General features: G+C 74.1%; 23 protein-coding genes. 13 read left to right on the forward strand and 10 right to left on the reverse strand.

Going from position 1 to position 22,924, the window contains the following annotated elements; translation table 11 throughout:
- Nucleotides 1-138: 138 nt before the first annotated feature.
- Both ACZ58N_RS01560 and ACZ58N_RS01565 read right to left on the reverse strand, forming a co-directional pair.
- Nucleotides 139-276 (reverse strand): hypothetical protein, encoded by a 138-nt coding sequence (locus ACZ58N_RS01560; protein ID WP_471154243.1) that lies wholly within the window; start codon nucleotides 274-276, stop codon nucleotides 139-141.
- A 42-nt stretch (nucleotides 277-318) separates the two neighbouring features.
- Nucleotides 319-588 carry a hypothetical protein gene (locus tag ACZ58N_RS01565; RefSeq protein ID WP_469377807.1) on the reverse strand — a complete coding sequence of 90 codons (270 nt, stop codon included), beginning with the start codon at nucleotides 586-588 and terminating at the stop codon, nucleotides 319-321.
- A gap of 102 nt (nucleotides 589-690) precedes the next feature.
- Between ACZ58N_RS01565 and ACZ58N_RS01570 the strand changes: the two genes are divergently transcribed.
- The 5 genes from ACZ58N_RS01570 to ACZ58N_RS01590 all read left to right on the forward strand — a co-directional run bounded on the left by ACZ58N_RS01570 (nucleotide 691) and on the right by ACZ58N_RS01590 (nucleotide 3,698).
- Nucleotides 691-1,029 carry a thioredoxin family protein gene (locus ACZ58N_RS01570; protein WP_471154246.1) on the forward strand — a complete coding sequence of 113 codons (339 nt, stop codon included), beginning with the start codon at nucleotides 691-693 and terminating at the stop codon, nucleotides 1,027-1,029.
- Between the two features lie 152 nt (nucleotides 1,030-1,181).
- Nucleotides 1,182-2,417 carry a cytochrome P450 gene (locus ACZ58N_RS01575; protein ID WP_471154247.1) on the forward strand — a complete coding sequence of 412 codons (1,236 nt, stop codon included), beginning with the start codon at nucleotides 1,182-1,184 and terminating at the stop codon, nucleotides 2,415-2,417.
- Between the two features lie 5 nt (nucleotides 2,418-2,422).
- Nucleotides 2,423-2,626 carry a ferredoxin gene (locus ACZ58N_RS01580; protein WP_471154249.1) on the forward strand — a complete coding sequence of 68 codons (204 nt, stop codon included), beginning with the start codon at nucleotides 2,423-2,425 and terminating at the stop codon, nucleotides 2,624-2,626.
- A 110-nt stretch (nucleotides 2,627-2,736) separates the two neighbouring features.
- Complete coding sequence (locus ACZ58N_RS01585) at nucleotides 2,737-3,090, forward strand: DUF1304 domain-containing protein (RefSeq protein WP_471154250.1); 354 nt, start codon at nucleotides 2,737-2,739, stop codon at nucleotides 3,088-3,090.
- Nucleotides 3,087-3,698 (forward strand): TetR/AcrR family transcriptional regulator, encoded by a 612-nt coding sequence (locus ACZ58N_RS01590; RefSeq protein ID WP_471154252.1) that lies wholly within the window; start codon nucleotides 3,087-3,089, stop codon nucleotides 3,696-3,698. The genes ACZ58N_RS01585 and ACZ58N_RS01590 overlap by 4 nt, the downstream gene beginning before the upstream one ends.
- 88 nt (nucleotides 3,699-3,786) lie before the next feature.
- Here ACZ58N_RS01590 and ACZ58N_RS01595 read toward each other — a convergent pair whose 3' ends face one another.
- Complete coding sequence (locus ACZ58N_RS01595; RefSeq protein ID WP_383996267.1) at nucleotides 3,787-3,990, reverse strand: cold-shock protein; 204 nt, start codon at nucleotides 3,988-3,990, stop codon at nucleotides 3,787-3,789.
- A gap of 134 nt (nucleotides 3,991-4,124) precedes the next feature.
- A complete protein-coding gene (locus ACZ58N_RS01600) occupies nucleotides 4,125-4,490 on the reverse strand; it encodes an HGxxPAAW family protein (protein ID WP_471154255.1) in 366 nt (121 codons plus the stop codon).
- A gap of 90 nt (nucleotides 4,491-4,580) precedes the next feature.
- Between ACZ58N_RS01600 and ACZ58N_RS01605 the strand changes: the two genes are divergently transcribed.
- Nucleotides 4,581-5,078 carry a MarR family winged helix-turn-helix transcriptional regulator gene (locus tag ACZ58N_RS01605; RefSeq protein ID WP_471154257.1) on the forward strand — a complete coding sequence of 166 codons (498 nt, stop codon included), beginning with the start codon at nucleotides 4,581-4,583 and terminating at the stop codon, nucleotides 5,076-5,078.
- Nucleotides 5,079-5,243: 165 nt separating this feature from the next.
- Nucleotides 5,244-6,743: a DEAD/DEAH box helicase gene (locus tag ACZ58N_RS01610; protein ID WP_471154259.1), complete on the forward strand. Its 1,500-nt coding sequence runs from the start codon at nucleotides 5,244-5,246 to the stop codon at nucleotides 6,741-6,743.
- Between the two features lie 67 nt (nucleotides 6,744-6,810).
- Here ACZ58N_RS01610 and ACZ58N_RS01615 read toward each other — a convergent pair whose 3' ends face one another.
- The 5 genes from ACZ58N_RS01615 to ACZ58N_RS01635 all read right to left on the reverse strand — a co-directional run bounded on the left by ACZ58N_RS01615 (nucleotide 6,811) and on the right by ACZ58N_RS01635 (nucleotide 11,427).
- On the reverse strand, nucleotides 6,811-7,755 hold the full coding sequence (locus ACZ58N_RS01615) for a class I SAM-dependent methyltransferase (RefSeq protein ID WP_471154260.1): 945 nt from the start codon (nucleotides 7,753-7,755) through the stop codon (nucleotides 6,811-6,813).
- A gap of 158 nt (nucleotides 7,756-7,913) precedes the next feature.
- Nucleotides 7,914-8,909 (reverse strand): TIGR04222 domain-containing membrane protein, encoded by a 996-nt coding sequence (locus ACZ58N_RS01620; RefSeq protein ID WP_471154263.1) that lies wholly within the window; start codon nucleotides 8,907-8,909, stop codon nucleotides 7,914-7,916.
- Between the two features lie 160 nt (nucleotides 8,910-9,069).
- Nucleotides 9,070-9,642: a hypothetical protein gene (locus tag ACZ58N_RS01625; protein WP_471154266.1), complete on the reverse strand. Its 573-nt coding sequence runs from the start codon at nucleotides 9,640-9,642 to the stop codon at nucleotides 9,070-9,072.
- Nucleotides 9,643-9,827: 185 nt separating this feature from the next.
- Nucleotides 9,828-10,358 carry an SRPBCC domain-containing protein gene (locus ACZ58N_RS01630; RefSeq protein WP_471154269.1) on the reverse strand — a complete coding sequence of 177 codons (531 nt, stop codon included), beginning with the start codon at nucleotides 10,356-10,358 and terminating at the stop codon, nucleotides 9,828-9,830.
- Nucleotides 10,359-10,419: 61 nt separating this feature from the next.
- Nucleotides 10,420-11,427, reverse strand: a complete 1,008-nt coding sequence (locus ACZ58N_RS01635; protein WP_471154272.1) for an NUDIX domain-containing protein — start codon at nucleotides 11,425-11,427, stop codon at nucleotides 10,420-10,422.
- 220 nt (nucleotides 11,428-11,647) lie between these two features.
- Between ACZ58N_RS01635 and ACZ58N_RS01640 the strand changes: the two genes are divergently transcribed.
- Both ACZ58N_RS01640 and ACZ58N_RS01645 read left to right on the forward strand, forming a co-directional pair.
- The gene (locus tag ACZ58N_RS01640; RefSeq protein ID WP_471154274.1) at nucleotides 11,648-13,399 is read left to right on the forward strand and encodes a VanW family protein; all 1,752 of its coding nucleotides are present in this window, start codon (nucleotides 11,648-11,650) and stop codon (nucleotides 13,397-13,399) included.
- 78 nt (nucleotides 13,400-13,477) lie between these two features.
- Entirely contained in the window at nucleotides 13,478-14,062 is a 585-nt protein-coding gene (locus ACZ58N_RS01645; RefSeq protein ID WP_471154277.1) for a hypothetical protein, read from the forward strand.
- A gap of 15 nt (nucleotides 14,063-14,077) precedes the next feature.
- On the opposite strand, the gene ACZ58N_RS01650 is transcribed toward ACZ58N_RS01645, so the two are convergent.
- Nucleotides 14,078-14,371 carry a hypothetical protein gene (locus ACZ58N_RS01650; protein WP_471154280.1) on the reverse strand — a complete coding sequence of 98 codons (294 nt, stop codon included), beginning with the start codon at nucleotides 14,369-14,371 and terminating at the stop codon, nucleotides 14,078-14,080.
- A 224-nt stretch (nucleotides 14,372-14,595) separates the two neighbouring features.
- Between ACZ58N_RS01650 and ACZ58N_RS01655 the strand changes: the two genes are divergently transcribed.
- The 4 genes from ACZ58N_RS01655 (at nucleotide 14,596) to ACZ58N_RS01670 (ending at nucleotide 22,836) form a co-directional block, all read left to right on the forward strand.
- Nucleotides 14,596-14,862 (forward strand): hypothetical protein, encoded by a 267-nt coding sequence (locus ACZ58N_RS01655; protein WP_471154282.1) that lies wholly within the window; start codon nucleotides 14,596-14,598, stop codon nucleotides 14,860-14,862.
- 534 nt (nucleotides 14,863-15,396) lie between these two features.
- Entirely contained in the window at nucleotides 15,397-17,244 is a 1,848-nt protein-coding gene (locus ACZ58N_RS01660) for an RNA ligase family protein (protein ID WP_471155189.1), read from the forward strand.
- Nucleotides 17,244-20,330 carry a poly(A) polymerase gene (locus ACZ58N_RS01665; RefSeq protein ID WP_471154284.1) on the forward strand — a complete coding sequence of 1,029 codons (3,087 nt, stop codon included), beginning with the start codon at nucleotides 17,244-17,246 and terminating at the stop codon, nucleotides 20,328-20,330. The genes ACZ58N_RS01660 and ACZ58N_RS01665 overlap by 1 nt, the downstream gene beginning before the upstream one ends.
- A 349-nt stretch (nucleotides 20,331-20,679) precedes the next feature.
- Entirely contained in the window at nucleotides 20,680-22,836 is a 2,157-nt protein-coding gene (locus tag ACZ58N_RS01670) for a discoidin domain-containing protein (RefSeq protein WP_471154286.1), read from the forward strand.
- Nucleotides 22,837-22,924 lie beyond the last annotated feature (88 nt).

The following is a 22,924-nucleotide window of genomic DNA, read 5'->3' on the forward strand; positions in this document are numbered from 1 at the left end:
CGCCCCGCATCCGATCGGGCGGGAGCGAGGGAAGAGCCGCACAGAGCCCCCGGTCGCACGTCGGCGGACCGGGGGCTCGGCCGCGCCCGGATCGTGGCGCACGGGGTCCGGCGCTCCGTCGGGGACACCCGGGGAGGGTCAGGAGCGCCGGCAGAACAGGGTGTCGTCGACGCGATCGCCCTCCTCGGCCGCTTCCCGTTCCTCGACCTCGAAGCGCATGGCCTTGACGAAGTACTCGGCGGTTTCCCGGACTTCCGGCTCCGCCGGCTCGCACACGGCCTCGTGGGCCGCGACGAACTCGGCCGCCCGGCCGGATCGTCAGGGGCTGTCCCCGGTCCAGTCCCAGCGGGAGGGGTCGTCCGGGCGGCGGCGGTAGTGGGCGCGGCCGCCCGCTCCGTAGCGTCCTATCTCGGTCGGCAGCCGGGCCTCCTCGGCCAGCTGTGGAGCGCTCCAACCGGTGACGTCGAGGAGGAGGCCGTCGAGGGGGCCTCCCACGAGTTCGCCGTAGGCGTGCCCGGGGCGCGGGCCCGGGTCGGGATCGTCGTGGTCGGCGCCGTAGACCCGGCGCCGCAGCATCCTGTCGTCCATGGGCCCAGCTTCACAGGCCCCACTGACAACGGAGCCGGGCAAGGGGCCGCCGGAACCGCCTACGCTGTCGATCACCGCCACGCGAACTGAGGAGCACCGCCCATGGCCCGTCGGGTACACCGGCCACTGGAGGACCAGGAATTCGACTTCATCGTCGGCATGACACAGGGCCCGGTCCTCGCCTACTTCATCGGCACCTGGCCCAAGGCCGTCGAGGCCTGCAGGGCGATGGACGTCCTCGTCGCGGAGTTGGCCGAGGAGTACGGGACCCGGCTGACCGCCGTCCGCACCGACATCACCCGCTGCCCCGGGCCCACCCGGCGCTTCGGCGTGACCGGCGCCCCGACCGTTGTGCTCGTCGAGGCGGGAGAGGCGGTGGCCTCCCACGCGGGGCCGCTGGGCCGCGAGGGGTTCCGCGCGTTCCTGGACGCCCACCTGTAGGCCTGTCACCCCGGGCGGCCCGTTCGGGGTCGGGGTGACTCCCCGCGGGTGAACCCGGGCAGTCTGGCCGAAAGTGACATGGATCGGATAGGTGCCTGAGGCATGTAATGGAGTCCGGCGCGACGGAACCATCGCTTGCGAGGTGTTGTCCCATGTTCGAAGCCACGTCCGAGGTCACGTACGAAACCGCTTCCGGAGGCACGTCCGGAGCCATCGCCTTCCCACAGGACCGAACCTGCCCCTACCACCCGCCCACCGCGTACGAGCCCCTCCGCGGGGCACGCCCGCTGTCCCGGGTGACCCTCTTCGACGGGCGTCCCGTATGGGTGGTCACCGGCCACGCCGAGGCCCGTGCACTGCTCGCGGACGGCCGGCTGTCCACCGACCGCACCAACGACGCCTTCCCCACCCCCACCGCGCGGTTCAAAGGACTGCGGAACCGCCGCACCGCCCTCCTCGGGGTCGACGACCCGGAGCACAACGCGCAGCGCCGGATGCTGATCCCGAGCTTCAGCCTGAAGCGGACGGCGGCCCTTCGTCCCCGCATCCGGGAGACCGTGGACCGGCTGATCGACGCCATGGTGGCCCGCGGCCCGGGGGCCGAACTCGTCTCCGCCTTCGCCCTACCGGTCCCGTCGACGGTCATCTGCGCCCTGCTGGGAGTTCCGTACGAGGACCACGAGTTCTTCGAGGGACAGTCGCGGCGGCTGCTGCGCGGCCCCGAACCGGCCGATGTCGAGGACGCCCGGCGGCGGCTCGACTCCTATCTGGAGGCGCTGATCCTGCGCAAGCGCGCCGATCCCGGCGACGGCCTGCTGGACGAGCTGATCGCGACGCACCTGGAGACCGGCGGGACGGACGTGGAGGAACTCGTCGCCCTGGCGGTGATCCTGCTGGTCGCGGGGCACGAGACGACCGCGAACATGATCTCCCTCGGCACCTTCACCCTGCTGCGGCATCCGGAGCAACTGGCCGAGCTGCGCGCCGACCCGTCCCTGATGTCGGAGGCGGTGGAGGAGCTGATGCGGTTCCTGTCCATCGCGGACGGCATGCTGCGGGTGGCGACCTCGGAGATCGAGGTGGGCGGGGTCACGATCCGTCCGGACGACGGGGTGGTCTTCGCCACCTCGGTCATCAACCGGGACGGGACGGTGTTCGAGGAGCCCGACGCCCTCGACTGGCACCGGCCGACCCGACACCACCTGGCCTTCGGTTTCGGCATCCACCAGTGCCTCGGGCAGAACCTGGCCCGCGCCGAGATGGAGATCGCCCTCGGCGCGCTGTTCGAGCGGCTGCCCCGGCTGCGGCTGGCCGCCGATCCGGAACGGATCCCGTTCAAGCCCGGGGACACCATCCAGGGCATGGTCGAACTGCCCGTGACCTGGTGAGCGGCATGTTGATCTCCGTGGACCACGACGTCTGCGTCGGTGCCGGGCAGTGCGCGCTCACCGCGCCCGAGGTGTTCACCCAGGACGACGACGGCTTCGGGGAGGTGTTGACCGGCCGCGAGGACGGCCACGGCAGCCCGCTCGTGCGCGAGGCCGCACGGGCCTGCCCGGTGTCCGCGATCTCCGTGCTGCCGGCTGGGGAGGGGTAGCGGACGGACTCCGATCGCCCCTGTCCACGGCCTCGACTTCCTGTACAGTTGTCCAGGAAGTCGAGGCCGCCGGGGACGCCGGGGTCCGTCCGGACGGAGTGGAGGTGGCCGTGCACACGGTCGCTCAGGTTCTCATCGGCGTCGTCGCCGCACTGCACGCGTACTTCCTGGTCCTGGAGATGTTCCTGTGGCAGCGGCCACCGGGCCGCGCGCTGTCCGGATTCGACGCGGACACCGCCCGGCTGACGGCCCCGCTCGCCGCCAACCAGGGGCTCTACAACGGCTTCCTCGCCGCCGGGCTGATCTGGGGCCTGGTCATCGACTCCCTCGCCACGCAGGTCTTCTTCCTGGTGTGCGTGATCGTCGCGGGGGTCTACGGGGCCGCGACCGCCAACCGGCGCATCCTCCTCGCCCAGGCCCTGCCCGGCGCGCTCGCCCTGGGCGCCGCGCTGCTCGCCGCGTGACGACGCCGGATCCCCGCCCGGAAGGGCCGCGGTCCGAGGATCCCCGGACCGCGCGGACCAAGGCGCGGCTGCGCGGGAGCCTGCTCGCCGAATGCGGGTCGGGCCGCGAACTGGCCGAGGTCAGCGTCTCGGCGGTGGTACGGCGGGCCGGCGTCGGCCGCGCCACCTTCTACCTGCACTACGAGGACCTCCCCGCCCTCGCCGTGGACGCCTGCGCGGAGGTGGTGCACGCGGCGGTCGACGCCCTGCACGCCTGGCAGACCGGCCCGGGCTCGGTCGCCCCGCTCCGGCCGCCGGCCGCGCTGGCCGAGTACCTGTCCGGCGTCGCCGGGCACGCGGCCCTGTACCGGAGCCTGCTCCTGCCGGGCGGCGGCGGTCCGCTCGGCGAGCGCCTGCACCGGGAACTGCGGGACCGCGCGCGCGGCGAACGGCTGGCCGTCGGGGCCCCGCACGCGGACCTCGTCGCGTCGGCGGTCGCGGCGGCCTTCACCGGCGTCCTCGCGGACTGGCTGCACGGACTGGTTCCGGACACCGCCCCGTCCGCACTCGCGGACCGGGTCTGGACCCTGCTCAAGGCCCTCCACCGCGCCCTGCCCCCGACCGACTGACCCGGAACGCCCCGGCCCACCGCGCACGGGAGCCCCCGCCGGTGGCCGGCGGGGGCTCCTCGTCGCAGGTCGGGCTCGCGAAGTGGTGCTACAGCGTCACCACTTGCTCGGCCTGGGGTCCCTTGGGGCCCTGCGTGACGTCGTACTCGACCTTCGCGCCCTCGGCCAGCTCCTTGAAGCCGGTCGTCTGGATCGCGGAGAAGTGCACGAACACGTCGGGGCCGCCGTCGTCCTGCTGGATGAAACCGAACCCCTTCTCCGAGTTGAACCACTTCACGGTGCCAGTTGCCATCAGTACTGATCCTTCTCAACGTTCCACGCGGGCCGCGCGTGCAGCCGTTTCGATAGTGCCCACCCGCCACTCGCGGCACACTCCGGACGCGGCCAACCGTGGCACTTCGAACACACGACCGCATCACCCGCGGGTCACGCCACCCCCTCCCCGACGGGCAGCGACGCGGCCGGTCGGGGGGCGCGGGCAGCGGCGGCCCGACGGGGGCCGCCGGCGCGGCAACCCAGGCAGTCGGCGTGTCCCGCGCGGGCGGTGGCGTCCCGGACGCGCCAGTCCCACTCGGCGCGCGGCCGGGGGCCGCTCGGCTTGCCCCAACCCGCGAGGTGGAGCAACCACGTGACGACGGCCGCCACGAGGACCAGGCCGAGGCCGAGCCAGATGCCGGGCGTCCAGGCCGCGCAGAGGGCGACGCCCGCCCCGGTGCAGCCCAGCAGGGCCAGGATGGTTCCGGTCCAACCGGCCACGGTGTGGCCGAGGTCGACGTCGCCGTGCGCGCTCATGATTCTCCCTGTGGGTGGGGGCGCCAGTACGCTCGGAGCAGGATCTTTTATCTCACGAGCTAAGTAACTTAGATACTAAGGAGTGTGTGGGTGCACGGCAAGTCCCGCCCCCCGGCCACGGCCGGGGAGGCCATCGCGCGCATGGACCAGTACGTGGCCCTCGGCCTCATCGGCCAACAGGAAGTGGCGCAGCTGCTCGGACTGAACGTCACCGACCTCACCTGCCTGGGCCACGTCCTGGGCGCCGGGGACGCCCCGCTCTCCGCGGGCGACCTCGCCGAACTGACCCAGCTGACGACCGGCGCCGTCACCGGGGTGATCAACCGGCTGGAACGCGCCGGATACGCGCACCGCCGCCCGGACCCCACCGACCGGCGCCGGGTACGGGTGGTGGCCGACCCGGCCGCCGCCCTGCGGGTCGTCGCCGTCTACGAACCCTTCTACGCCCGGCTCGGGGCACTGTTCGCCGACTACTCCCCCGACGAGATCGCCGTCATCGCCGACTGGTTCGGACGGGCCACGGCCGAGATGCAGGCCCACCTGACCCGCGTCCGGGCCGGGGAGATCGGCCCCCCGCCCGCGGAGTGACCGACTGGTAAAATGGGCGGGAAACTTTGAGGCGCGGGGCGCTTGCACCCGTCGCGGACGCGTACGACGAGCCGGGGCCCGTACCGAAGGGGTACGGACCCCGGCTCGTCGCCGTTCACCGTCCCGTCCATCCCCCGCGCTCGCTCTCCTCACGGAAGGTTCTGCATGAAGAACCCGTCAGCTCACGGGCGTTTCGGCATCAAGGCCGGAACGAAGGCAGGCTCCAGGCCCGGCGCCAAGGGCGGCGGCAAGACGCCCCGCACCCTCGGCCCCCAGGGCGAGTTCACGATGCCCCGGACGGCCACCCCGGCGCTGCCCGCGGTGACCTCGTTCGAGGAGCTCGACCTGCCCGCCGAGCTGGTGAGGACCCTGGCCGAGCAGCAGGTGCGGGAGCCGTTCCCGATCCAGGCGGCGACGCTGCCGAACTCCCTCGCGGGCCGCGACATCCTCGGCCGGGGCCGCACCGGCTCGGGCAAGACGCTGGCCTTCGGCCTGTCCCTGCTGGCCCGCACCGCGGGGCAGCAGGCCGACCCGAAGCGGCCGCTGGCCCTGATCCTCGTCCCCACGCGCGAGCTGGCGCAGCAGGTCACGGAGGCCCTGACGCCGTACGCGCAGGCCCTGAAGCTGCGGATGGCCACGGTCGTCGGCGGGCTGTCGATCGGCCGCCAGTCGGGCGCGCTGCGCACCGGCGCGGAGGTCGTCGTGGCCACGCCCGGACGGCTGAGCGACCTGGTCGGGCGACGGGACGTGCACCTGGAGCGCGTACGGATCACGGTGCTCGACGAGGCCGACCAGATGTGTGACCTGGGGTTCATGCCGCAGGTCACCGAGATCCTGGACCAGTGCCACCACGCCGGGCAGCGGATGCTGTTCTCGGCCACCCTGGACCGCAACGTCGACCAGTTGGTGCGCAGGTACCTGAAGGATCCCGTCTCGCACTCCGTGGACCCGCAGTCGGCGTCCGTGGGCACGATGGACCACCACGTGCTGCACATCCACGCGGCCGACAAGATCTCGGCGGCGACCGAGATCGCCGCGCGCGAGGGCCGGGTGCTGATGTTCCTCGACACCAAGCACGGCGTCGACCAGTTCGTGAAGCACCTGCGGGCCATGGGCGTCCGGGCCGAGGGACTGCACAGCGGGAAGTCCCAGCCGCAGCGCACCCGCACCCTCGGGCAGTTCAAGGACAGCATGATCACCGTCCTGGTCGCGACGAACGTGGCCGCCCGGGGCATCCACATCGACGACCTCGACCTGGTGGTCAACGTGGACCCGCCGGCCGACAGCAAGGACTACCTGCACCGGGGCGGGCGGACCGCCCGCGCGGGCGAGTCCGGCAAGGTCGTCACCCTGGTCACACCCAACCAGCGGCGGGACATCGTCCGCCTGATGGCCGACGCCAGGATCCGGCCGACGATCACCCAGGTGCGTTCCGGGGAGGCGGCGCTGAGCCGGATCACCGGCGCGAAGGCCCCGTCAGGGGTGCCGCTCTCCGGGTCCGCGCCGACCGACGCCAAGGGCCGGCCCAGCGGCTCCGACCTCGGGTTCCGCGGGATCGGCACCCGCCCCGGCCGCCCCGGCAAGGGCAAGGAGTCCCGCAAGACCATCGAGGCGCGGCAGGCCGCCGAGGCCCGCCGTGCCGCCCGGGTCCGCAAGGGCCTGTGACGTGCGGGCGCCGGCCCCCGAGGCGGGCGCCGGCCCCCGAGGCGGGGGCCGGCGTCGTACACGCCGGTCAGGCCCGGCGGCGCCGGCGGACGATCGCCCGGGTGACGAGCGGCGGGAGCAGGTCCTTGGCCAGCTTGCGCCATCGGGCGCCCGGCCGCGGCGCGGGCCGCGCGGCGACCGGCGCGGGCGTGACGGGCTCCACCGGCTCGGGCTCGGGCTCCTTCAGCGGCTTCGGCGCGGGCGGCGCCGTCGCGGTATCACCGCCGATCCGCACCAGCGGGCGGCCGTGGACGACGTCCACGCCGTGCCACAGGCCGGTGTCGCCCTCCTCCAGCCAGGACAGCATGGCCGCCTGGTGGGGCGCGGGGTCGCCCCAGGTCGCGTACAGCTTCAGCGGCGACACGGCGATCACCCGCAACTCACCGGCCGCGACCGCGGCCCAGACCGCGGCAGCGACGCCCGGGCAGTGCTCGGAGCGGTAGTCGTCGAAGACGACCACCGCGTCCTCGCCGGCGACCAGCCGTGAGGAGTCGATGTCCTGGACGACGTGCTCGTGGAGGTGCGAGGCGTCGATGTGGACGAAGCGGCAACTCCCGTGCCGTACACGGTCGGAGACCACGGAGGTCGGCGCCTGGATGACCGTGGGCAGTTCCTCGTGGAAGGCCAGGTAGTTCGTCTCGAACCCGCGCCGGGTGAGCGTCGGGTAGGAGTCACGCGTCTCGGCGAGGTTGAAGTCGTCGGGCGCGGGGGAATCGAAGAGGTCGCAGACGGTGAACTCCTCACCGTCGCGCAGGTATCCGCCCAGGAAGATGGCGCTCTTGCCCATGAAGGCGCCCAGTTCGAGGATGTCACCCGGGGTTGCGGCGTCCTGGTTCTGGCGGGTGAGGAACCAGTCGAACAGCACCTGGTCATGCGCCGAGAACCAGCCCTTGACCTCGCCGTATGAACGGGGGACGGGCGGTGCAGGCTCATCGTCGGGGGTGGTGACGGGAGCCTGTGAAACGTGCGACACGGAGAGTCATCCTCCAGTGGAGTGGCATCGGTTCAACGCTGATACCTGGCCAGGTATTGAGGACCATAAGCCCTCGTACTGGCGTCTGACGAGACTTCGCTGAAGGGACTGCTTCCACTTCGGCGGTGGATCCGCGTCGCGAACACCGTTCGCGTGCCTCAGAAACCGCCCCCGCAGCCACCACAGCCCGCACAGCCCGCGCCGAGGGACGGCGGGTCCGAGACGCTCCGGTCACGATCGCCGGTCGAGGAAACCGACGGGCTCGACGGGCTCGACGACGATGAGCAGGAGTGATCGTCCGTGTCGATGTCATCGTCGTCATCGTCGTCATGGTCGGCATCGTCGGGTTCCTCGGGGCCCGGCCCGCCGACCACGGCCAGGGCGAGGGCGGGGAGCGTCAGGGCGTTCAGTCCGTTCCGGCTGACCTCCGCGACGGTCCTGCGGCTCCCGACCGGCAGGAGGGTGCCGCGGCCGGGCCTGGGTTCCCAGCTCTCGTCCGCGAGGGCCCGCTCGTACCGGGCCCGGCCGGCGGGGCTCGCGGGCCTCGCACAGGGCCACACGTCGCGGCGCGCGTACCACCCCGCCCGGACGGCCAGGAGCAGGGCGAAGGCCCCGAGCGGCCGGAGCCAGTGCCAGGGGCCGTCCGTGGTGGCCGACCAGACGGCCGCCGCGATCCCCAGGACGCCCACCAGGGACGCCACCCCGGCTTCGAGGTCGGTGACGGCGGTGACACCGGGCTCGCGGGCCCGGTCCACGGCCAGCCCCTGTGCGACGAGACCGGCGCCGATCTCGGCCACGGCGGTCGAATCGGCCGCCTCGTCGCGCACGGCGGCGGCCGGTCGGACGTCGCCCCCGCTCCTGCGGGCGAGCACGGCGGCCTGCACCGGATCGCGCGGACGGCGTCCGGTCAGGTCGAGCCGGTGGTCCGCGGTGATGGGCAGCCGCCCCGCGAGGTGGAGCGCCGCCATCGCGGTCTCGGCGACCGCCGTGTTGCCGTTGCGCAGGTAGGCGACCTCGTACATCGTCAGTGCGTCCCCGTCCGGCCGGGGTGTGTGCGCCCTGGGCCGGGTCAGGCGGCGGTGGGCCAGGATCCGCAGGAGGTCGACCGCCGCCAGCAGGACGGCGGCGGGAACGAAAACGTACGCAAGCCACACGACTACCCCCCGGTGTACGGCTCTTGGGGATGAGTGTGGGGCCGCCCGGTGCCCCCGGCAACACCCGGAACGGGTGCCGGCTCGGGGCGTCCGCGGCCGAGTTCGTGGTCGATTTCCCGTCGGCCTCCCGTCGGGTGGCGGTGGGGTCCGACGACCGGTGCTACCGCGGGCAGGGATCCTTGGACAGGGCCAGGCGCCGCAGGCGCTGGGCGGCGGCGTCGCGTGCGCGGCCGGTCCGGGCGGAGGCCGCGAGGACGGCCAGCGCCTCGTACGGCGCCGGGGACAGGGCGGCGGTGTGCTGGCACCAGTCGGACGCGGCGGTGAGTTCCGCGGCCGACCACGCGCCACCGGCCTCCATCGCCTTCAGCAGGGTCCACTCGCGCAGCCGGCGGGCCGGGAAGGCCCGTCCGTCGACGGCGGGCCGCAGGGCGCTCGCCCAAAGGGGGAACGCCCCGGCCGCCGGGAGCCGCACGGCCCGCCGGTCGAGGTGGGTGACGACGGCGCTGTCGGCCATGACGGGGTCGGGGTCGCCCAGGACCGCGGCGACCGCCTCGGCCTCGGCCGCCGTGCCCGCGGCTGCGGCGAGGCGGTCGAGGTGCCCGGCGTAGCCCGAGCGGCCGGGGGCGGGCCGCGGCGGAACGGCCGGCGGAACCGGACCCGGGAGCGGCTGCCCGCTCTGGTCCGCCGGGTCGTCGCCCTGCTCCCGGATCGTCTGGTGCTCGCGTATCCCCATGTGTCCATTCCACACGACCGGGGTGAACGAAGGGCGCGCAGGGTCCCGTAGGGCCGGTGCCGGGGGCGGTCGATCAGGGCGGACCGGGGCCGCGCGTCCGGGGCCGACAGGGTGTGCCGGGATCCGCGGCCGGCGAGCCCGGAACCCGGGGCCGGTAGGAACCCCGGATCCGCGGGCCGCCGGATTCAGCGGCCGTGGGCCTCGTGGCCGCCGGAGCCCTGCTCCTGGTCGTGCCCGGGTTCCGGCAGTGGGGCGCCCGTCTCCAGCAGGGTCTTGAGGCTGGAGGCCAGCAGGGGCCAGGCGCGACCGCACATGCCGACGAGGGTGCCGCCCGGCACGAACCCCTCGTGGTGGACGGTGAGCCGTGCCAGGGTGTCGCCGACGGGCTCGATCTCGTACGTCACCCGGGTGCGCGGTTGGCCGGCCAGCTCGGCGCGCAGCTCCTCGTCGATGCCGACGGCGGCGGCCCACTGCGGCGTGAAGGTGTGCCAGGTGTAGGAGAGTCTGCGGTCCGGTACGCAGTCCAGGACCACCTGCTCGGGGTCGCTGGTGCGGGCCCCGCGTTCGACCCAGGCCATGGCTGATCCCACGGCCCAGTCCGTCTCGAAGCTCAGGCCCCAGTAGCGACGGGTGAGGGCTGGCTCCGTGAGGGCCTGCCAGACCCGGGCCGGGTCGGCCTGGACGTACAGGGTGTAGGTGATGTCACTGTCGGTCATGGGCCCATGCTGCGGGACCGGCGGCCCCCGGTACCGGATTGGTCGGGTCGCGGCGGAGCCGTCACCAGCGGAGGCCCTGCTCGGGGAGTTCCGTCGGCGGGGTGCGGGGCGGCGCGGGCAGGGAGAGCCGGGCTCGGGCGGTGTGTACGGCCGCGAGTTCGTGGTGGCCCGCAGGACCCCAGTCGCTGAGCTCCCGCACCTGTTCCGGTGTGGCCAGCAGACGCGCGTACGCGGGATCGGCGGCCGGGGTCACGGCGGTGAGCCGGGCCGCGGTGCGGGCGAGGGCGCCCCGTTCGGCGTAGCGGTAGCCCAGCGCGGTGGCGGCGACGGCCGGTTCGGCGGTGGGCGATGGCAGGTGTACGGCGCCGGTCGCGCGGGCGACGAGCAGCAGGACGCGGCCGTCGGGGGCGAAGAGCCAGCCGGAGCGCTCCCGTACCGGGAGGTGGGCGGGGACGGGGCCGGGGGTCCAGGCGCCGTGCTGCGCGGTCCGACGGGTGCGTAGGACACCGAGCCGGTCCAGGGCGGTGGGGGTGGTGGGCCGTCCCGCCTCCAGGAGGGCTGGGCCGCCCCCGGCGATCCGGGCGCGCAGGGCGGACAGGGCGCGGCGGGCGTCGGCGGGCTCCATCAGGGTGGTCAGGTCGGCGGGCTCGGCGAAGTCGATGCCGGTGACCTCCTGGGCGGGGAGCCGCACGGACCGGATCCGGTCCGGGTCCCACGTGCCTCCGTCGTACACGTGGAGGATCTCGCCGGGAAAGCCCATCTCGGGCGGGAAGCCGGGGGTGTCCGCCGGGATCCAGTCGACGGCGAGACCGTGCGGGTAGTGGCCCTCGACACCGAGTTCCTCGCGCATCTCGCGGGCCGCCGCGGTGGCGGGCGACTCCCCCGCGTCCACGGCGCCGCCCGGCAGCAGCCGGTCGGGGCGGTAGTCGACACTCTGGACGAGGACCCGTCCGTCGGGGTCGGTGACGAGGACGACCGCCGCGGTCCAGAGCGTGGCGCGCGAGGCGCCGTACTCCTGCGGGGTCATCCAGGTGCCCGGCCGTCCGGGATCGTCGGTCAGCTGCGGCATCGGAACTCCGTTCACCGTGGGTGGACCCGCCGGGCTGTGCAACAGCGGGCGCGGTCCCCGGGTTACGGCGGACATCGGGCGGAACGCCCGGATCGGCTTTACCCTCGCTATACCTCCTTATGACCTGGTTATGTCGATCTTGATACCGTCCGCGATGCGGGCTGGCGGCGTGAAAACCGCCGGTCCGACCACGTACCCGGACCCAGGAGACAGCCCAGCCATGCGACGCGCACCCCGTACGGAGACCGGCACGGCCACCGGAAAGCGGTGGACCGCGCCGATGGTCGTCGGGGTCGCGGGAGGCGCCGCGGTGCTCGCCTTCGGCGGGCTGTACGCGGCCGGGCTGCTCCTCGCCGGGGAGGAGGTCGCGCCGGGCACCAAGGTGCGCGGCGTCGACATAGGCGGGATGAGCCGCCCGGAGGCCCGCCAGGCCCTCGCCCGGGACCTCGGACCGTCCGCGACGGCCCCGCTCGGCCTGCGGATCGGCGGGCGCACCGAGCAGGCGACCCCGGCCACGCTCGGCCTGTCGCTCGACACCGCCGGAACCGTCGACCGCGCCGCGCGCTCCGGCTCCGACCCGTTCACGGTGATCGGGCGGCTCTTCGCCTCCGGCGACCCGGACGTGCGCCCGGTGGTCAGGTTCGACGAGAAGGCGGCCCGCGCGGCACTCGACGGCATCGGCAAGAAGACCGGTCAGGGGGCCCGCGAGGGCTCGGTGAGCTTCGAGAAGGGCAGGGCGAAGGCCACGGCGCCCGCCGCGGGGATCGCCCTCGACGTCGACCGCTCGCTCGACGCGCTGCACGCCGCCTACCCGCGACCCGCCGGTTCGGCGGACCCGTTGGAGTTGCCCGTGCGGCGCACGGAGCCCCGCATAGGACAGCAGGAGACGGATCGGGCTCTGAAGGAGTTCGGCGAACCCGCCATGTCGGCACCCATCACCCTCACCGTCGCCGGCAAGCGCGTCCCCGTCCCCGCGGCGGCTCTCGGCAAGCACCTGTCGATGAAGGACGACGGCACGGGCCGCCTGGTGCCCGTACTGGACGAGAAGGCGCTGCTGGCCGATCCCGCCGTCGGCGGGCCGCTGCGCCAGGCCTCCCCCGGAGCGGTCGAGGCGAAGCTGCGGGTCGATGCCGCCGGGCAGGTCGACGTCGCCGAGGAGGGCCGCACGGGCCGCCAGGTCACCGCCGCGACCCTGGGCAAGGCCGTACTGCCGCTACTCACGCGCAGCGGAGCGGCGGCCCGTTCGGGCGAGGTGGCCACCGAGGAGGTCCAGCCCCGGCTGACGCGGGAGAGCGTGGCGCGGCTGGGGCTCAAGGAGCAGGTGTCCTCGTTCACCGTGCCGTTCGAGCGGGCCCCGTACCGGACGACGAACATAGGCCGGGCCGCCGAGCTGATAAACGGCTCGGTGGTCATGCCGGACGAGACGTGGAGCTTCAACCAGCGGGTCGGCGAACGCACCAAGGAGAACGGCTTCGTCGACGGCATCATGATCAACAACGGGGTGTACGAGAAGGCCGCGGGCGGTGGCGTCTCCGCCGTCGCGACGACCGTCTTCAACGCCATGTTCTTCGCGGGCGTCAAGCCCGTGGAATACGGGGCGCATTCCTTCTACATCGAGCGCTACCCGGAGGGCCGCGAGGCCACCGTCGCCTGGGGCAGCCTCGACCTGCGGTTCACCAACGACTCGGGCAAGGCGCTGTACATCCAGGCGGAAGCCACCGACTCGTCGGTCACCATCACCTTCTTCGGCACGAAGAAGTACGACGAGGTGAAGGCGGAGAAGGGCCCCCGCACCAACGTCAAGCCGCCCGCCACCCGGACCGGCACGGGCCCCAAGTGCGAGCCGCAGTCCCCGCTGGAGGGCTTCGACGTCGCCGTCGACCGGATCTTCGTCAAGGGCGGTGCGGAGGTGAAGCGCGAGACGATGAAGACCCGTTACACGCCGCGCGACACCGTCACCTGCACGACCTGAGCCGTCGTCCGTTCCGGTTCTCACCCATCAGTGTGATGGTGGACGTCCCGGGGCACGGTGGTGCGGCAGGCTGGGCGAATGCAGCCGCGCCGAGCTCCGTCCCCGTCCGTGATCCCGCCCCGGCCGTCGCCCGCGTCCCCGCCACCGCCCCGACCCCTGCTGCCGCTGCTGCTCGCCGTGGTCATGCCGGCCGTGGTGCTGCTGGCCGCCGGATGCGTGACCGTACGTCCGCCGGCTCCCGTCGGGGCGTCGGTTTCGGGAGCGGTGACCGGCAGCCCCTCACCGCGGCAACCGGAGTCCCGGGCATGGCCGTTGGGGCCGCTGCCCGAAGCGGGGACGGTGGCGCCGGCGACCTCCGACGGGACGACGGGCGCGGCGGCGCCCGCGAAGCGCGCGGTCCCCGCCACCGCCGCGCCCGAGCGGCCCGCGCCGGGCCGGGCCGGGGACCGGCCGCCGCGCCGGACCGCTCCCGCACGGCCCGTCCGTCCGCCCAAGGCCGTACGCCGCGCACCGGCCCCTGCCCCCGCACTCGCGCCGAAACCGCGCCGGCGGCAGGAGGCGCCGCAGCAGCGACCCGCCCCGCGGCGCACGTTCGACATGGCCCCGCTGTGCGCGGCGGCCCGGGGCCGGGTGGACCCGGCCATCGTCGCGCTGTGCCGTTAGGCACTGTCCGGCGGATCACGCTTCGGGGTCGGGTTTCCGGAGGTCGTAGAGGTAGGAGCGGTCGTTCTTGAAGCTGCGCCAGACCGTGGCGGGGGGTTCGGGGGCGTCGGCGTGGCTGTCGACGGGATGGGCGGTCACCAGGCCGTCGGCGATCTCGCAGTGCCAGCCGACGGTCGGCGACCAGACACACCACACGTTCCCGTCCGTTCGGCGATAGGCGGGGCGGCCATGGCGCTCGCCGTCGCGTTCGAAGAAGTGGCGGAGACCGTCGAGGTGGCGCACGAAGGTGAAGCATGAGAGTGCCGTCATGACTTCCGCACTGTAGGGGACGACGACGCCGGCGGCTGAGGAAGTCGGGCGTGACCAGGTGCTGGGCGGCTGGGCGCATCCCACGGGCGGCGCCGGGCCGCGGCGACGGCGCCGTGGAAGACGTAGGTCTTCTCGTCGCGCGTACCGTCGGGGTGCGGGCGGGCGCCCATCGGCCGCGGAGAAATCCTCCGGGGGCGGGGTCCACGGAATGGCATCATCACGGGATGCTAGTGATGGCCGACGGAACCACCTCGATCACGCGGTTGGTGGTGGTGAACGCCCTGGTGACCGACGACGGATACGCCTACGAGCTCGCCGAGCCGCTGTTCCTCGCGGTCGGCGACCGGATCCGCTTCGAGGGCGACGGGCTCGTCGTCGTACGGGCCGCCGACGGAGCCGTGTCGGCGCCGGCGGGTGGCTGGGCCACCCGATGCGGACTCCGGAGCGGCCGCCGCCGTCGCTTTCACGGCGGCGGCGCGGAAACACGCTGATCGTCGCGTGGAGGCACGATCGGTACGGTGCGTCGGGGAACGGGGCCGGCGGCCCGTGGATCTCCGTGCCGCCTGTCCGGATCGGTGGCGGGCGTCGCCCGAGGCGGCTCCGGTCGCCGGGTCGTCGCGCGGGCCGCTCCTGGCATACCTGCGGTCGACCCGACGGGCGTTGGCCGGACCGGGCCTCACCGGGCGGGTGCGCCGGACCCCACGCGACCGCTGCCCGGCGCCGGGCAGCGTGGCCGCGTCCGCCGCGGACCGGGCCGGGGACGCCGGTCCGCCGCGCGCTGCGCCCCCGATGCAACTGCCGGTCGACGCGGACGCAGTGGACCTGTGTGGGGGGCATGGCCGGGCAAGGCCCGCCGGCCCGGCTGTTGTTCCTGGCGGCCGGCCGGCCGGTGGCCGCCGTCCCCGGGACCGCCCCGACGGTCGTCCCCACGGCCCCGGTGCGCCGGCGGGTGATCAATCGGATGGATTCACCCGATCCGGAAACCTAGAGTGACCGGGCAGGAAGTCGTCGAGCAGGAGCCGATCATGCGCACCCACTACCCCCGTACGGCACACCTGCCCTGGTCCCCCGGTGCGACCTCGGACGACGTACGGGTCTCAGGGCCCTCGGCACTCGACGGGCGCGAGGTGGTGGTCACCGAGAAGCTCGACGGCGAGAACACCACCCTGTACCCGGACGGCCTGCACGCCCGCTCCCTCGACTCGGCGCACCATCCGTCGCGGGCCTGGGTCAAGGGCCTCCAGAGCCGGATCGGCGCGGGGATACCGCCGGGGCGGCGGGTGTGCGGCGAGAACGTGTACGCCCGGCACTCGCTGGCCTACGAAGACCTCGACAGCTGGTTCTACGGCTTCTCGGTGTGGGACGGGGACCACTGCCTGGACTGGGACCGGACCGTACGTTTCCTGCGCCGCCTCGGCGTCCCCTCGCCGCGCGTCCTGTGGCGCGGCGTCTACGACGAGCGCGCCCTGCGCAGGCTCCGGATCGACACCACCCGCCAGGAGGGCTACGTCGTCCGCACGGTCGCGGGCTTCGCTCGCGAGGACTTCGGGCGGTACGTGGCCAAGTGGGTCCGCGGCGGACATGTGAGCACCGACACCCACTGGATGTACGCGCCCGTGGTGCCGAACGGGCTCGGCCCGGCGGCTCCGCTCTGGTCGGCGGCCTCGGGGTCCGAGCCGGACGTGCCGGGGCTGTTGACCGCGCTGGGAATGGATCCGGAGCCGGCGCCCGGGGCCCGGGAGGCCGCCGCCGAGGTGGCTGCCCGGCTCGACGGGGCGGGCCGGACCGGGGAGGCCCGGCTGGCCGGGATCCTGGCAGCCGCCCTGCACCGGGAACCGCGCGGGACCCTCGCGGCGCGGCTGGCCGCCGGGCCGCTCGGCATGGCCGTCGCGCGCCGGGTCGCCGACCTGGTGGGGCTGTACCCGGCGGTGCGGCGGCCGTTCCCGGACGAGCGCCGGCGGGCCGGGTTGGTGCGCATGGCGGCAGCCGTCGACCTCGGGGTGCTGCACGCCCTGGCGCTCTCGGTGCCCGGGGGCGCGGAGGGGGCCGCCGCACGGGAGTGCGCGGAGTGGTCCGCGTTGTGTGCCGAGGAGGCCGGTCTGCTCGGCGCGGACCCGCTGGGCGAGCTCCGGGACGGTCTGCGCCGGGCGCTGGCCGGCCTGGACGGGGACGCGGCGGACCGGTGCTGGGCGGAGGCCCGCGAGGCCTTCGGGCGGGGCGGGATCTCCACCGCGCAGGAGGCGGTCGCGGCGACCTGGCGCTGGCGGGACGCGGCGTCCCGGCCGCGACTGGTGCAGTTGTGCGGGCCTTCGGGCAGCGGCAAGAGCACGTTCGCGCGGACCCTGCCGGGGGTGGACGCGTACGTGAGCCTCGACGACCTGCGCGCCGCCCGGGGGGCGCGCGCGGACCAGCGGGCCAATCCGGAGGTGTTGCGCGAGGGCCTGGACCGGCTGGACCGGGCCCTGGCCGCCGGCGGGACGGTGGTGTGGGACGCCACCTCGCTGACCGAGCAGCAGCGCGGCCTGGCCGGCGGCGTGGCGCGGCGCCGGGACGCGCTGGTCACGCACGCGGTGGTGCTCGTCGGGGAGGCGGAACTGCTGCGGCGCAACCGCGTACGGGCCCATCCCGTACCGGAGGCCGTGCTCGTCGGGCAGTTGCGCCGGTTCGGTCCGCCGTACCCGGGGCAGGCGCATCGGACCTGGTACGTCGGCGAGGGCGGCTCCGTCGAGGACACGGCGGGCGGGCTGGGTCCGGCGCCCGCGCCGGGTGGGTCGCCCGGCGGGAGTGGCGCCACGGGCGCCGGCCCGGGCAGCCGGGGCGGCGGCACCATCGGCGGCGGCAGGGCGGGCAACGGCACGGGAGAGTACGTCTGATGCGGACCAGTGAACAGCTCTACCACCAGGTCCGCTGGGACCCCCGGTTCGATCCCGCGCGGTTCACGCTCGGGCTGCTCCAGCGCGGGGCCGCTCCCGAACGGGTGCCGTTGCCGTCGTTCGTGCCGGGGGGCGACATTCCGTGGCACCGGGTCCTGTTCGTGGAGGCCGACGGCGTGCTGGTGTGGGACCGGGCGACCGGCGTGGACCTGATCGACACGACCCCTGCCGGGCGGGTCCGCGAACGGCGGCTGCTGGACGCCCCCTTCTTCGACGTCCGGACCCCGCACGCGTGGGACCCGGCGGACGGCGGTGCCTGGCGGCCGGTACCGGGCGGTCCCGGTGCGGCGGGTACCGGCCCGGCACGTCCCGCCACCGCGGGTCCCGGAGCCGTGGCCCCGGAGCGGGTACGGCTGTTGACCTGGAACACCCTGTGGGACCGCTACGACGCCCCGCTCATCTCGACCGCGCTGCGCAGGCCCCTGCTGCTGGCCGACCTGGCGGCGGCCGACGCCGACGTGATCGCGCTCCAGGAGGTCGAACCCGCCCTGCTGAAGCTGGTGCTGGCGGCGCCCTGGGTCCGGGACGGGTACGTCCTCGGCACCGATCCGTACGGCGGGGACGTGTCCGGTTGCGGGCTGCTCCTGCTGAGCCGGCTTCCGGTCCGGGAAGCCGCGCTGCACATGCTGCGCAGGCACAAGGGGGTCGCCGCCGTCACCGTGGACACCGCGGCGGGCCCGCTCGTCGTCGCCGCGACCCACCTGACCAGCGACCACACCGAGAACGGTGCGGCACGGCGGGAGGAGGAGCTGGCGCGGATCTCCGAGGGAACGGCCGGCCTCGACGCGGACCTGGCGCTGCTCGGGGACTTCAACGACGGCCGGTCCGGGACGCGGGGCCCGGCGGCCGCGCTGGGGCTGCGGGACGCGTGGACCGAGGCGCACGGCCCGGACGACGACACCCCGACGTTCGATCCGGTGACCAATCCCCTGGCCGCGGTGGGTTCCCTGACGGGCCGGCCGGGACGGCTGGACCGGATCCTGCTCCGCTCGTCGACCGCGCGGGTGCGGGTGGCGGGCCTGCGCGGTGACGCCCCCGCACCGGAGGGACTGTTCATCTCGGACCACTACGGGGTGGAGGCCACCCTGGAGTACGCCACCACGGGCACGGGGCCGGCGCGGCTCGACGTGGCGGCGACCGCGCGGACGGCGGTCGCCTGGCTGCCTCCCGCGGACCCGGCGGTGGCGGAGGTGCGGCAGCGACACGACCCGGCGTACGGGCGTTGGCCGGCGCACGTGAACCTGCTCTTCGGCTTCGTGCCGGAGTCCTCCTTCGACGAGGCGCTACCGCTGCTGGCGGAGGTGGCTGCGGCGACGGAGCCGTTCACCGCGCGGCTGGAGGGCGTGCACTCCTTCGGGCAACGGGAGGGGGCCACGCTGTGGCTGGACCCGGCGGCGGCGGGCGAGGGTCCGTGGCAGGAGTTGCGGCGGGCGCTGGTGGAACGGTTCCCGGGGTGTGCGGGGCGGGATCGGCGCGCCGGGTACACCCCGCACCTGACCTTGGGCCACAGCCGTGATCCGCGGCGCGCGGAGCGGGAGTTCGGGGCCCGGTTGGCCGGTGGGAGCAGTGCGACGGTCGGGCGTCTCGCGGTGCTGTCGCGGCGCGGCGACGGGCCGATGGAGGTCCGGGCGACCGTGGAACTCGGGACGGGCGAGGTGTGCCCGCCGAGCGAGCCGTCGCCGCCGGCCGCGTGCCCGACGGATCCCCGGGACGGGGCTCCGGCGGGCCGGGAGGGAGCGCCGAAGGGGCGGGGCGGGGCATGGCCCGAGCGGGGTGGGGCGTCGAAGCCGTTGCCGGGACAGGACGTGGCGCCGCCCCGCCGGCACGCGGCATCGGCCGGGTGGAACGCGGCGTCGGCCGAGCGGGCCGCGCCGCCGTTGCCCAGGCGGCCCCCGCAGGACGAACGGCAGTACTCCGTCGCGGCGGTCGTGGAGCGGGTCACGGCCGCCCTCGGGGACGGTGCGGTGGTACGGGTGGCCGGATCGCGACGGATGGCGTGCGCCCCCGCGTGGGCCGATCTGGATCTGGTGGCCGCGGTGCCGGGCGACCCGGGCGCCGGCGGGCTGCGGGAGCGGGTGACGGCCGTGTTTCCGGAAGCCGAGAGGGTCCGGGAGGTCACGGGTGCGCGGGTGCCGGGACTGCGGATGCGCCTCGGGGAGCGTGACGTGGATCTGGTGGTGGTCGCCACCGGCGGGACGGACCCCGCCGCGGCCGTCGAACGGCGGGCGGAGCTCGGCGGGGCCGCCGCGATGGCGCTCAGCGCGCTGAGCGACGCGGACGCCGTACGGGAGTCCGTGGGCGCCGAGCGGGCGGCCTTCTCCCGGCTGGCGTTGGAGGTGAAGTCCTGGGCGCGGGCCCGCGGTCTGGACTCGGCCCCCTTCGGGGGTCTGCCGGGGCTGGCCTGGGCGGTGCTGGCGGCCAGGACCGTCCGTACGGCATCGGACCTGGAGCCGGCGGCGTTGCTGCGGGAGTTCTTCGGGACGTGGGCCGCCTGGGACTGGAACGAGCCCGTGGAACTGCTGCCCACCGGCCGGCGTGGGCAGGAACCCGCGCCGGTCACCGTGTTGACCCCGTCCGAACCGGTGCGCAGCTGCACGGCCCAGGTGGGTGCCGGTCTGCGGGATCTGCTCGTGCGGGAGCTGTACCGGGCGTGGGAGGTCCTCGACGCGGATCCGGGCGGCTTCGGGCGGCTGCTGTCCGCACCGCCGATGCACCGTCGGCACGCGGCGTGGGCCGTGGTGACCGTACGGGGTGACGGGCCGCGGGAGTTCGAGGACAACCTGGGCCGCGCCAGGGGCCGGCTGCGGGCCCTGCTCGGCGCACTGGAGGAGGCCGGGGTGGGCGACGCGCACGCCTGGCCCCGCCCCTTCGAGCTGACCGGGACCCTGGCCCGCTACGCGGTCGGCCTGGGGGCCGCTCCGCCCGACGGGGCCCGGCTGGCGGAGCTCGCCGGGGCCTGGTGCGCCGGGCTGCCCGGTGTCGAGGTCGACCGGGCCGCTTGCGGCGAGGTGCCGGACCTGGTCTGACGAGGACCGGCGGGTGGCGACGAGTAACGAACGCACGACGCCATCCGCCTCCTTCGTACGGACACTTCCCGAAGTCCGGCGCACCGCGGGCAGGGCCGGCCCGAAGCTCCGTCCCGCCTCGGCGGGCGCGGCGGAACGGAGCGTTCAGGAGCCCCAGTAGAGCCTTGTGACGATTTTTCGTCAACACTTTTCACAAGGATTGAAGAAACTCCAAGTTCACAGGCCTGATGAGCACTTGACACATCATCCGGCCTTCGATTCATGAACGCTGCACCCCTTGACGGCCTCCGTGACGGGCAGTTCACTCACGCTTCGATCCCCCCGGATCCAAGACGTCAGGAGTGCCCCCATGCCGCGCCTCTCCGATCATCCACCCCGCCCGATGGTCGCGACCCTCGCCGCCGCCCTGGTCGCCGCCCTGCTCGTGCTGCTCCCCGGCACCGCCGCCACCGCGGCGCCCACGCTCCTCTCCCAGGGCAAGACCACCACCGCCTCCTCGATCGAGAACGCCGGGACCCCGGCCGCCGCGGCCGTGGACGGCGACAACGGAACCCGCTGGTCCAGCCGGTTCGCCGACCCCCAGTGGATACAGGTCGACCTCGGCTCGCCCGCCCAACTCGACCACGTGGTGCTGCGTTGGGAGACCGCCGCCGCCAAGGCCTACCGGATCGAGCTGTCCACCGACGGCAGCTCCTGGTCCACCGCATACTCGACCACCGCCGGCATCGGCGGGACCACCACCCACCAGATCACCGGCACGGCCCGGTACGTGCGCGTGCACGGCACCGAGCGCACCACCGGCTACGGCTACTCGCTCTGGGAGTTCCAGGTCTACGGAACCGACGGCACCGGGCCCGTCATCCCCGGCGGCGGCGACCTCGGACCCAACGTGATCGTCTTCGACCCGTCGACGCCGAACATCCAGGCCAGGCTGGACCAGGTCTTCGCCCAGCAGGAGTCCGCCCAGTTCGGCTCCGGGCGCTACCAGTTCCTCTTCAAGCCCGGTACCTACAACGGCCTCAACGCGCAGATCGGCTTCTACACCTCGATCTCCGGTCTCGGCCTGAGCCCCGACGACACCACCATCAACGGGGACGTCACCGTCGACGCGGGCTGGTTCGGCGGCAACGCCACCCAGAACTTCTGGCGGTCGGCCGAGAACCTCGCGCTGAACCCGGTGAACGGCACCAACCGCTGGGCGGTCTCGCAGGCGGCGCCGTTCCGCCGGATGCATGTGAGGGGCGGCCTCAACCTGGCCCCCAACGGCTACGGTTGGGCCTCCGGCGGCTACATCGCCGACTCGAAGATCGACGGTCAGGTCGGCAACTACTCCCAGCAGCAGTGGTACACCCGGGACAGTTCCATCGGCGGCTGGTCCAACGCGGTGTGGAACCAGGTGTTCTCGGGGACCCAGGGCGCGCCGGCGCAGTCGTACCCGAACCCGCCCTACACCACCCTCGACACCACGCCCGTCTCCCGCGAGAAGCCGTTCCTGTACCTGGACGGCAGCGAGTACAAGGTCTTCGCCCCCGCGAAGCGGACCAACGCCCGCGGCACCTCGTGGGGCAACGGAGCTCCGCAGGGCACCTCGATCCCGCTGAACCGGTTCTACGTGGTCAAGCCGGGTGCGAGCGCCGCGACGATCAACCAGGCACTGGCCCAGGGCCTGCACCTGCTGTTCACGCCCGGCGTCCACCACGTCGACCGGACGATCCAGGTGAACCGTCCGGACACGGTGGTCCTCGGCCTCGGCCTGGCCACGATCATCCCGGACAACGGGGTGACCGCGATGAAGGTCGCCGACGTGGACGGGGTGCGGCTCGCGGGCTTCCTCATCGACGCGGGTCCGGTCAACTCGCCGACCCTGCTGGAGGTCGGACCGGCGGGCTCCGCCACCGACCACGCCGCGAACCCGACCACCGTGCAGGACGTCTTCATCCGGGTCGGCGGCGCCGGTGCCGGCAGGGCCACCCTGGGCATGGCGGTCAACAGCCACGACACCATCGTCGACCACACCTGGATCTGGCGGGCCGACCATGGGGACGGGGTGGGCTGGGAGACCAACCGCTCCGACTACGGGTTCCGCGTCAACGGTGACGACGTCCTGGCCACCGGGCTCTTCGTCGAGCACTTCAACAAGTACGACGTGGAGTGGAACGGCGAGCGCGGCCGCACGATCTTCTTCCAGAACGAGAAGGCGTACGACGCGCCCAACCAGGCCGCCATCCAGAACGGCGCGATCAAGGGCTACGCGGCCTACAAGGTGGCCGACTCGGTGAACACCCACGAAGGGTGGGGACTGGGCAGCTACTGCTACTACAACGTGGATCAGACGATCCGTCAGGAGCACGGTTTCCAGGCGCCGGTGAAGCCAGGGGTCCGGTTCCACGACCTGCTGGTGGTCTCGCTCGGCGGCAACGGCCAGTACGAGCACGTCATCAACGGCATCGGCGCCCCCACATCCGGCACCTCGACCGTCCCGTCGACGGTGGTGTCCTTCCCCTGATCCACCCGCACCGCCCCTGACCTCCGCCCCGTCCCCCGAGCCCGGCAGGCGCGGGGGCGGCCCGGCGGCCGCCCCCGCCACACCGCGC

The sequence above is a fragment of the Streptomyces sp. NPDC040432 genome (genome assembly GCF_055595445.1).

What these genes read in the sequence shown, in the direction of transcription:
- ACZ58N_RS01565 (WP_469377807.1), bottom strand. Translation starts at nt 588, where the DNA reads ATGGACGACAGGATGCTGCGGCGCCGGGTCTACGGCGCCGACCACGAC.
- ACZ58N_RS01570 (WP_471154246.1), top strand. Translation starts at nt 691, where the DNA reads ATGGCCCGTCGGGTACACCGGCCACTGGAGGACCAGGAATTCGACTTC.
- ACZ58N_RS01575 (WP_471154247.1), top strand. Translation starts at nt 1,182, where the DNA reads ATGTTCGAAGCCACGTCCGAGGTCACGTACGAAACCGCTTCCGGAGGC.
- ACZ58N_RS01580 (WP_471154249.1), top strand. Translation starts at nt 2,423, where the DNA reads ATGTTGATCTCCGTGGACCACGACGTCTGCGTCGGTGCCGGGCAGTGC.
- ACZ58N_RS01595 (WP_383996267.1), bottom strand. Translation starts at nt 3,990, where the DNA reads ATGGCAACTGGCACCGTGAAGTGGTTCAACTCGGAGAAGGGGTTCGGT.
- ACZ58N_RS01600 (WP_471154255.1), bottom strand. Translation starts at nt 4,490, where the DNA reads ATGAGCGCGCACGGCGACGTCGACCTCGGCCACACCGTGGCCGGTTGG.
- ACZ58N_RS01610 (WP_471154259.1), top strand. Translation starts at nt 5,244, where the DNA reads ATGAAGAACCCGTCAGCTCACGGGCGTTTCGGCATCAAGGCCGGAACG.
- ACZ58N_RS01625 (WP_471154266.1), bottom strand. Translation starts at nt 9,642, where the DNA reads ATGGGGATACGCGAGCACCAGACGATCCGGGAGCAGGGCGACGACCCG.
- ACZ58N_RS01630 (WP_471154269.1), bottom strand. Translation starts at nt 10,358, where the DNA reads ATGACCGACAGTGACATCACCTACACCCTGTACGTCCAGGCCGACCCG.
- ACZ58N_RS01635 (WP_471154272.1), bottom strand. Translation starts at nt 11,427, where the DNA reads ATGCCGCAGCTGACCGACGATCCCGGACGGCCGGGCACCTGGATGACC.
- ACZ58N_RS01640 (WP_471154274.1), top strand. Translation starts at nt 11,648, where the DNA reads ATGCGACGCGCACCCCGTACGGAGACCGGCACGGCCACCGGAAAGCGG.
- ACZ58N_RS01645 (WP_471154277.1), top strand. Translation starts at nt 13,478, where the DNA reads ATGCAGCCGCGCCGAGCTCCGTCCCCGTCCGTGATCCCGCCCCGGCCG.
- ACZ58N_RS01650 (WP_471154280.1), bottom strand. Translation starts at nt 14,371, where the DNA reads ATGACGGCACTCTCATGCTTCACCTTCGTGCGCCACCTCGACGGTCTC.
- ACZ58N_RS01655 (WP_471154282.1), top strand. Translation starts at nt 14,596, where the DNA reads ATGCTAGTGATGGCCGACGGAACCACCTCGATCACGCGGTTGGTGGTG.
- ACZ58N_RS01660 (WP_471155189.1), top strand. Translation starts at nt 15,397, where the DNA reads ATGCGCACCCACTACCCCCGTACGGCACACCTGCCCTGGTCCCCCGGT.
- ACZ58N_RS01665 (WP_471154284.1), top strand. Translation starts at nt 17,244, where the DNA reads ATGCGGACCAGTGAACAGCTCTACCACCAGGTCCGCTGGGACCCCCGG.
- ACZ58N_RS01670 (WP_471154286.1), top strand. Translation starts at nt 20,680, where the DNA reads ATGCCGCGCCTCTCCGATCATCCACCCCGCCCGATGGTCGCGACCCTC.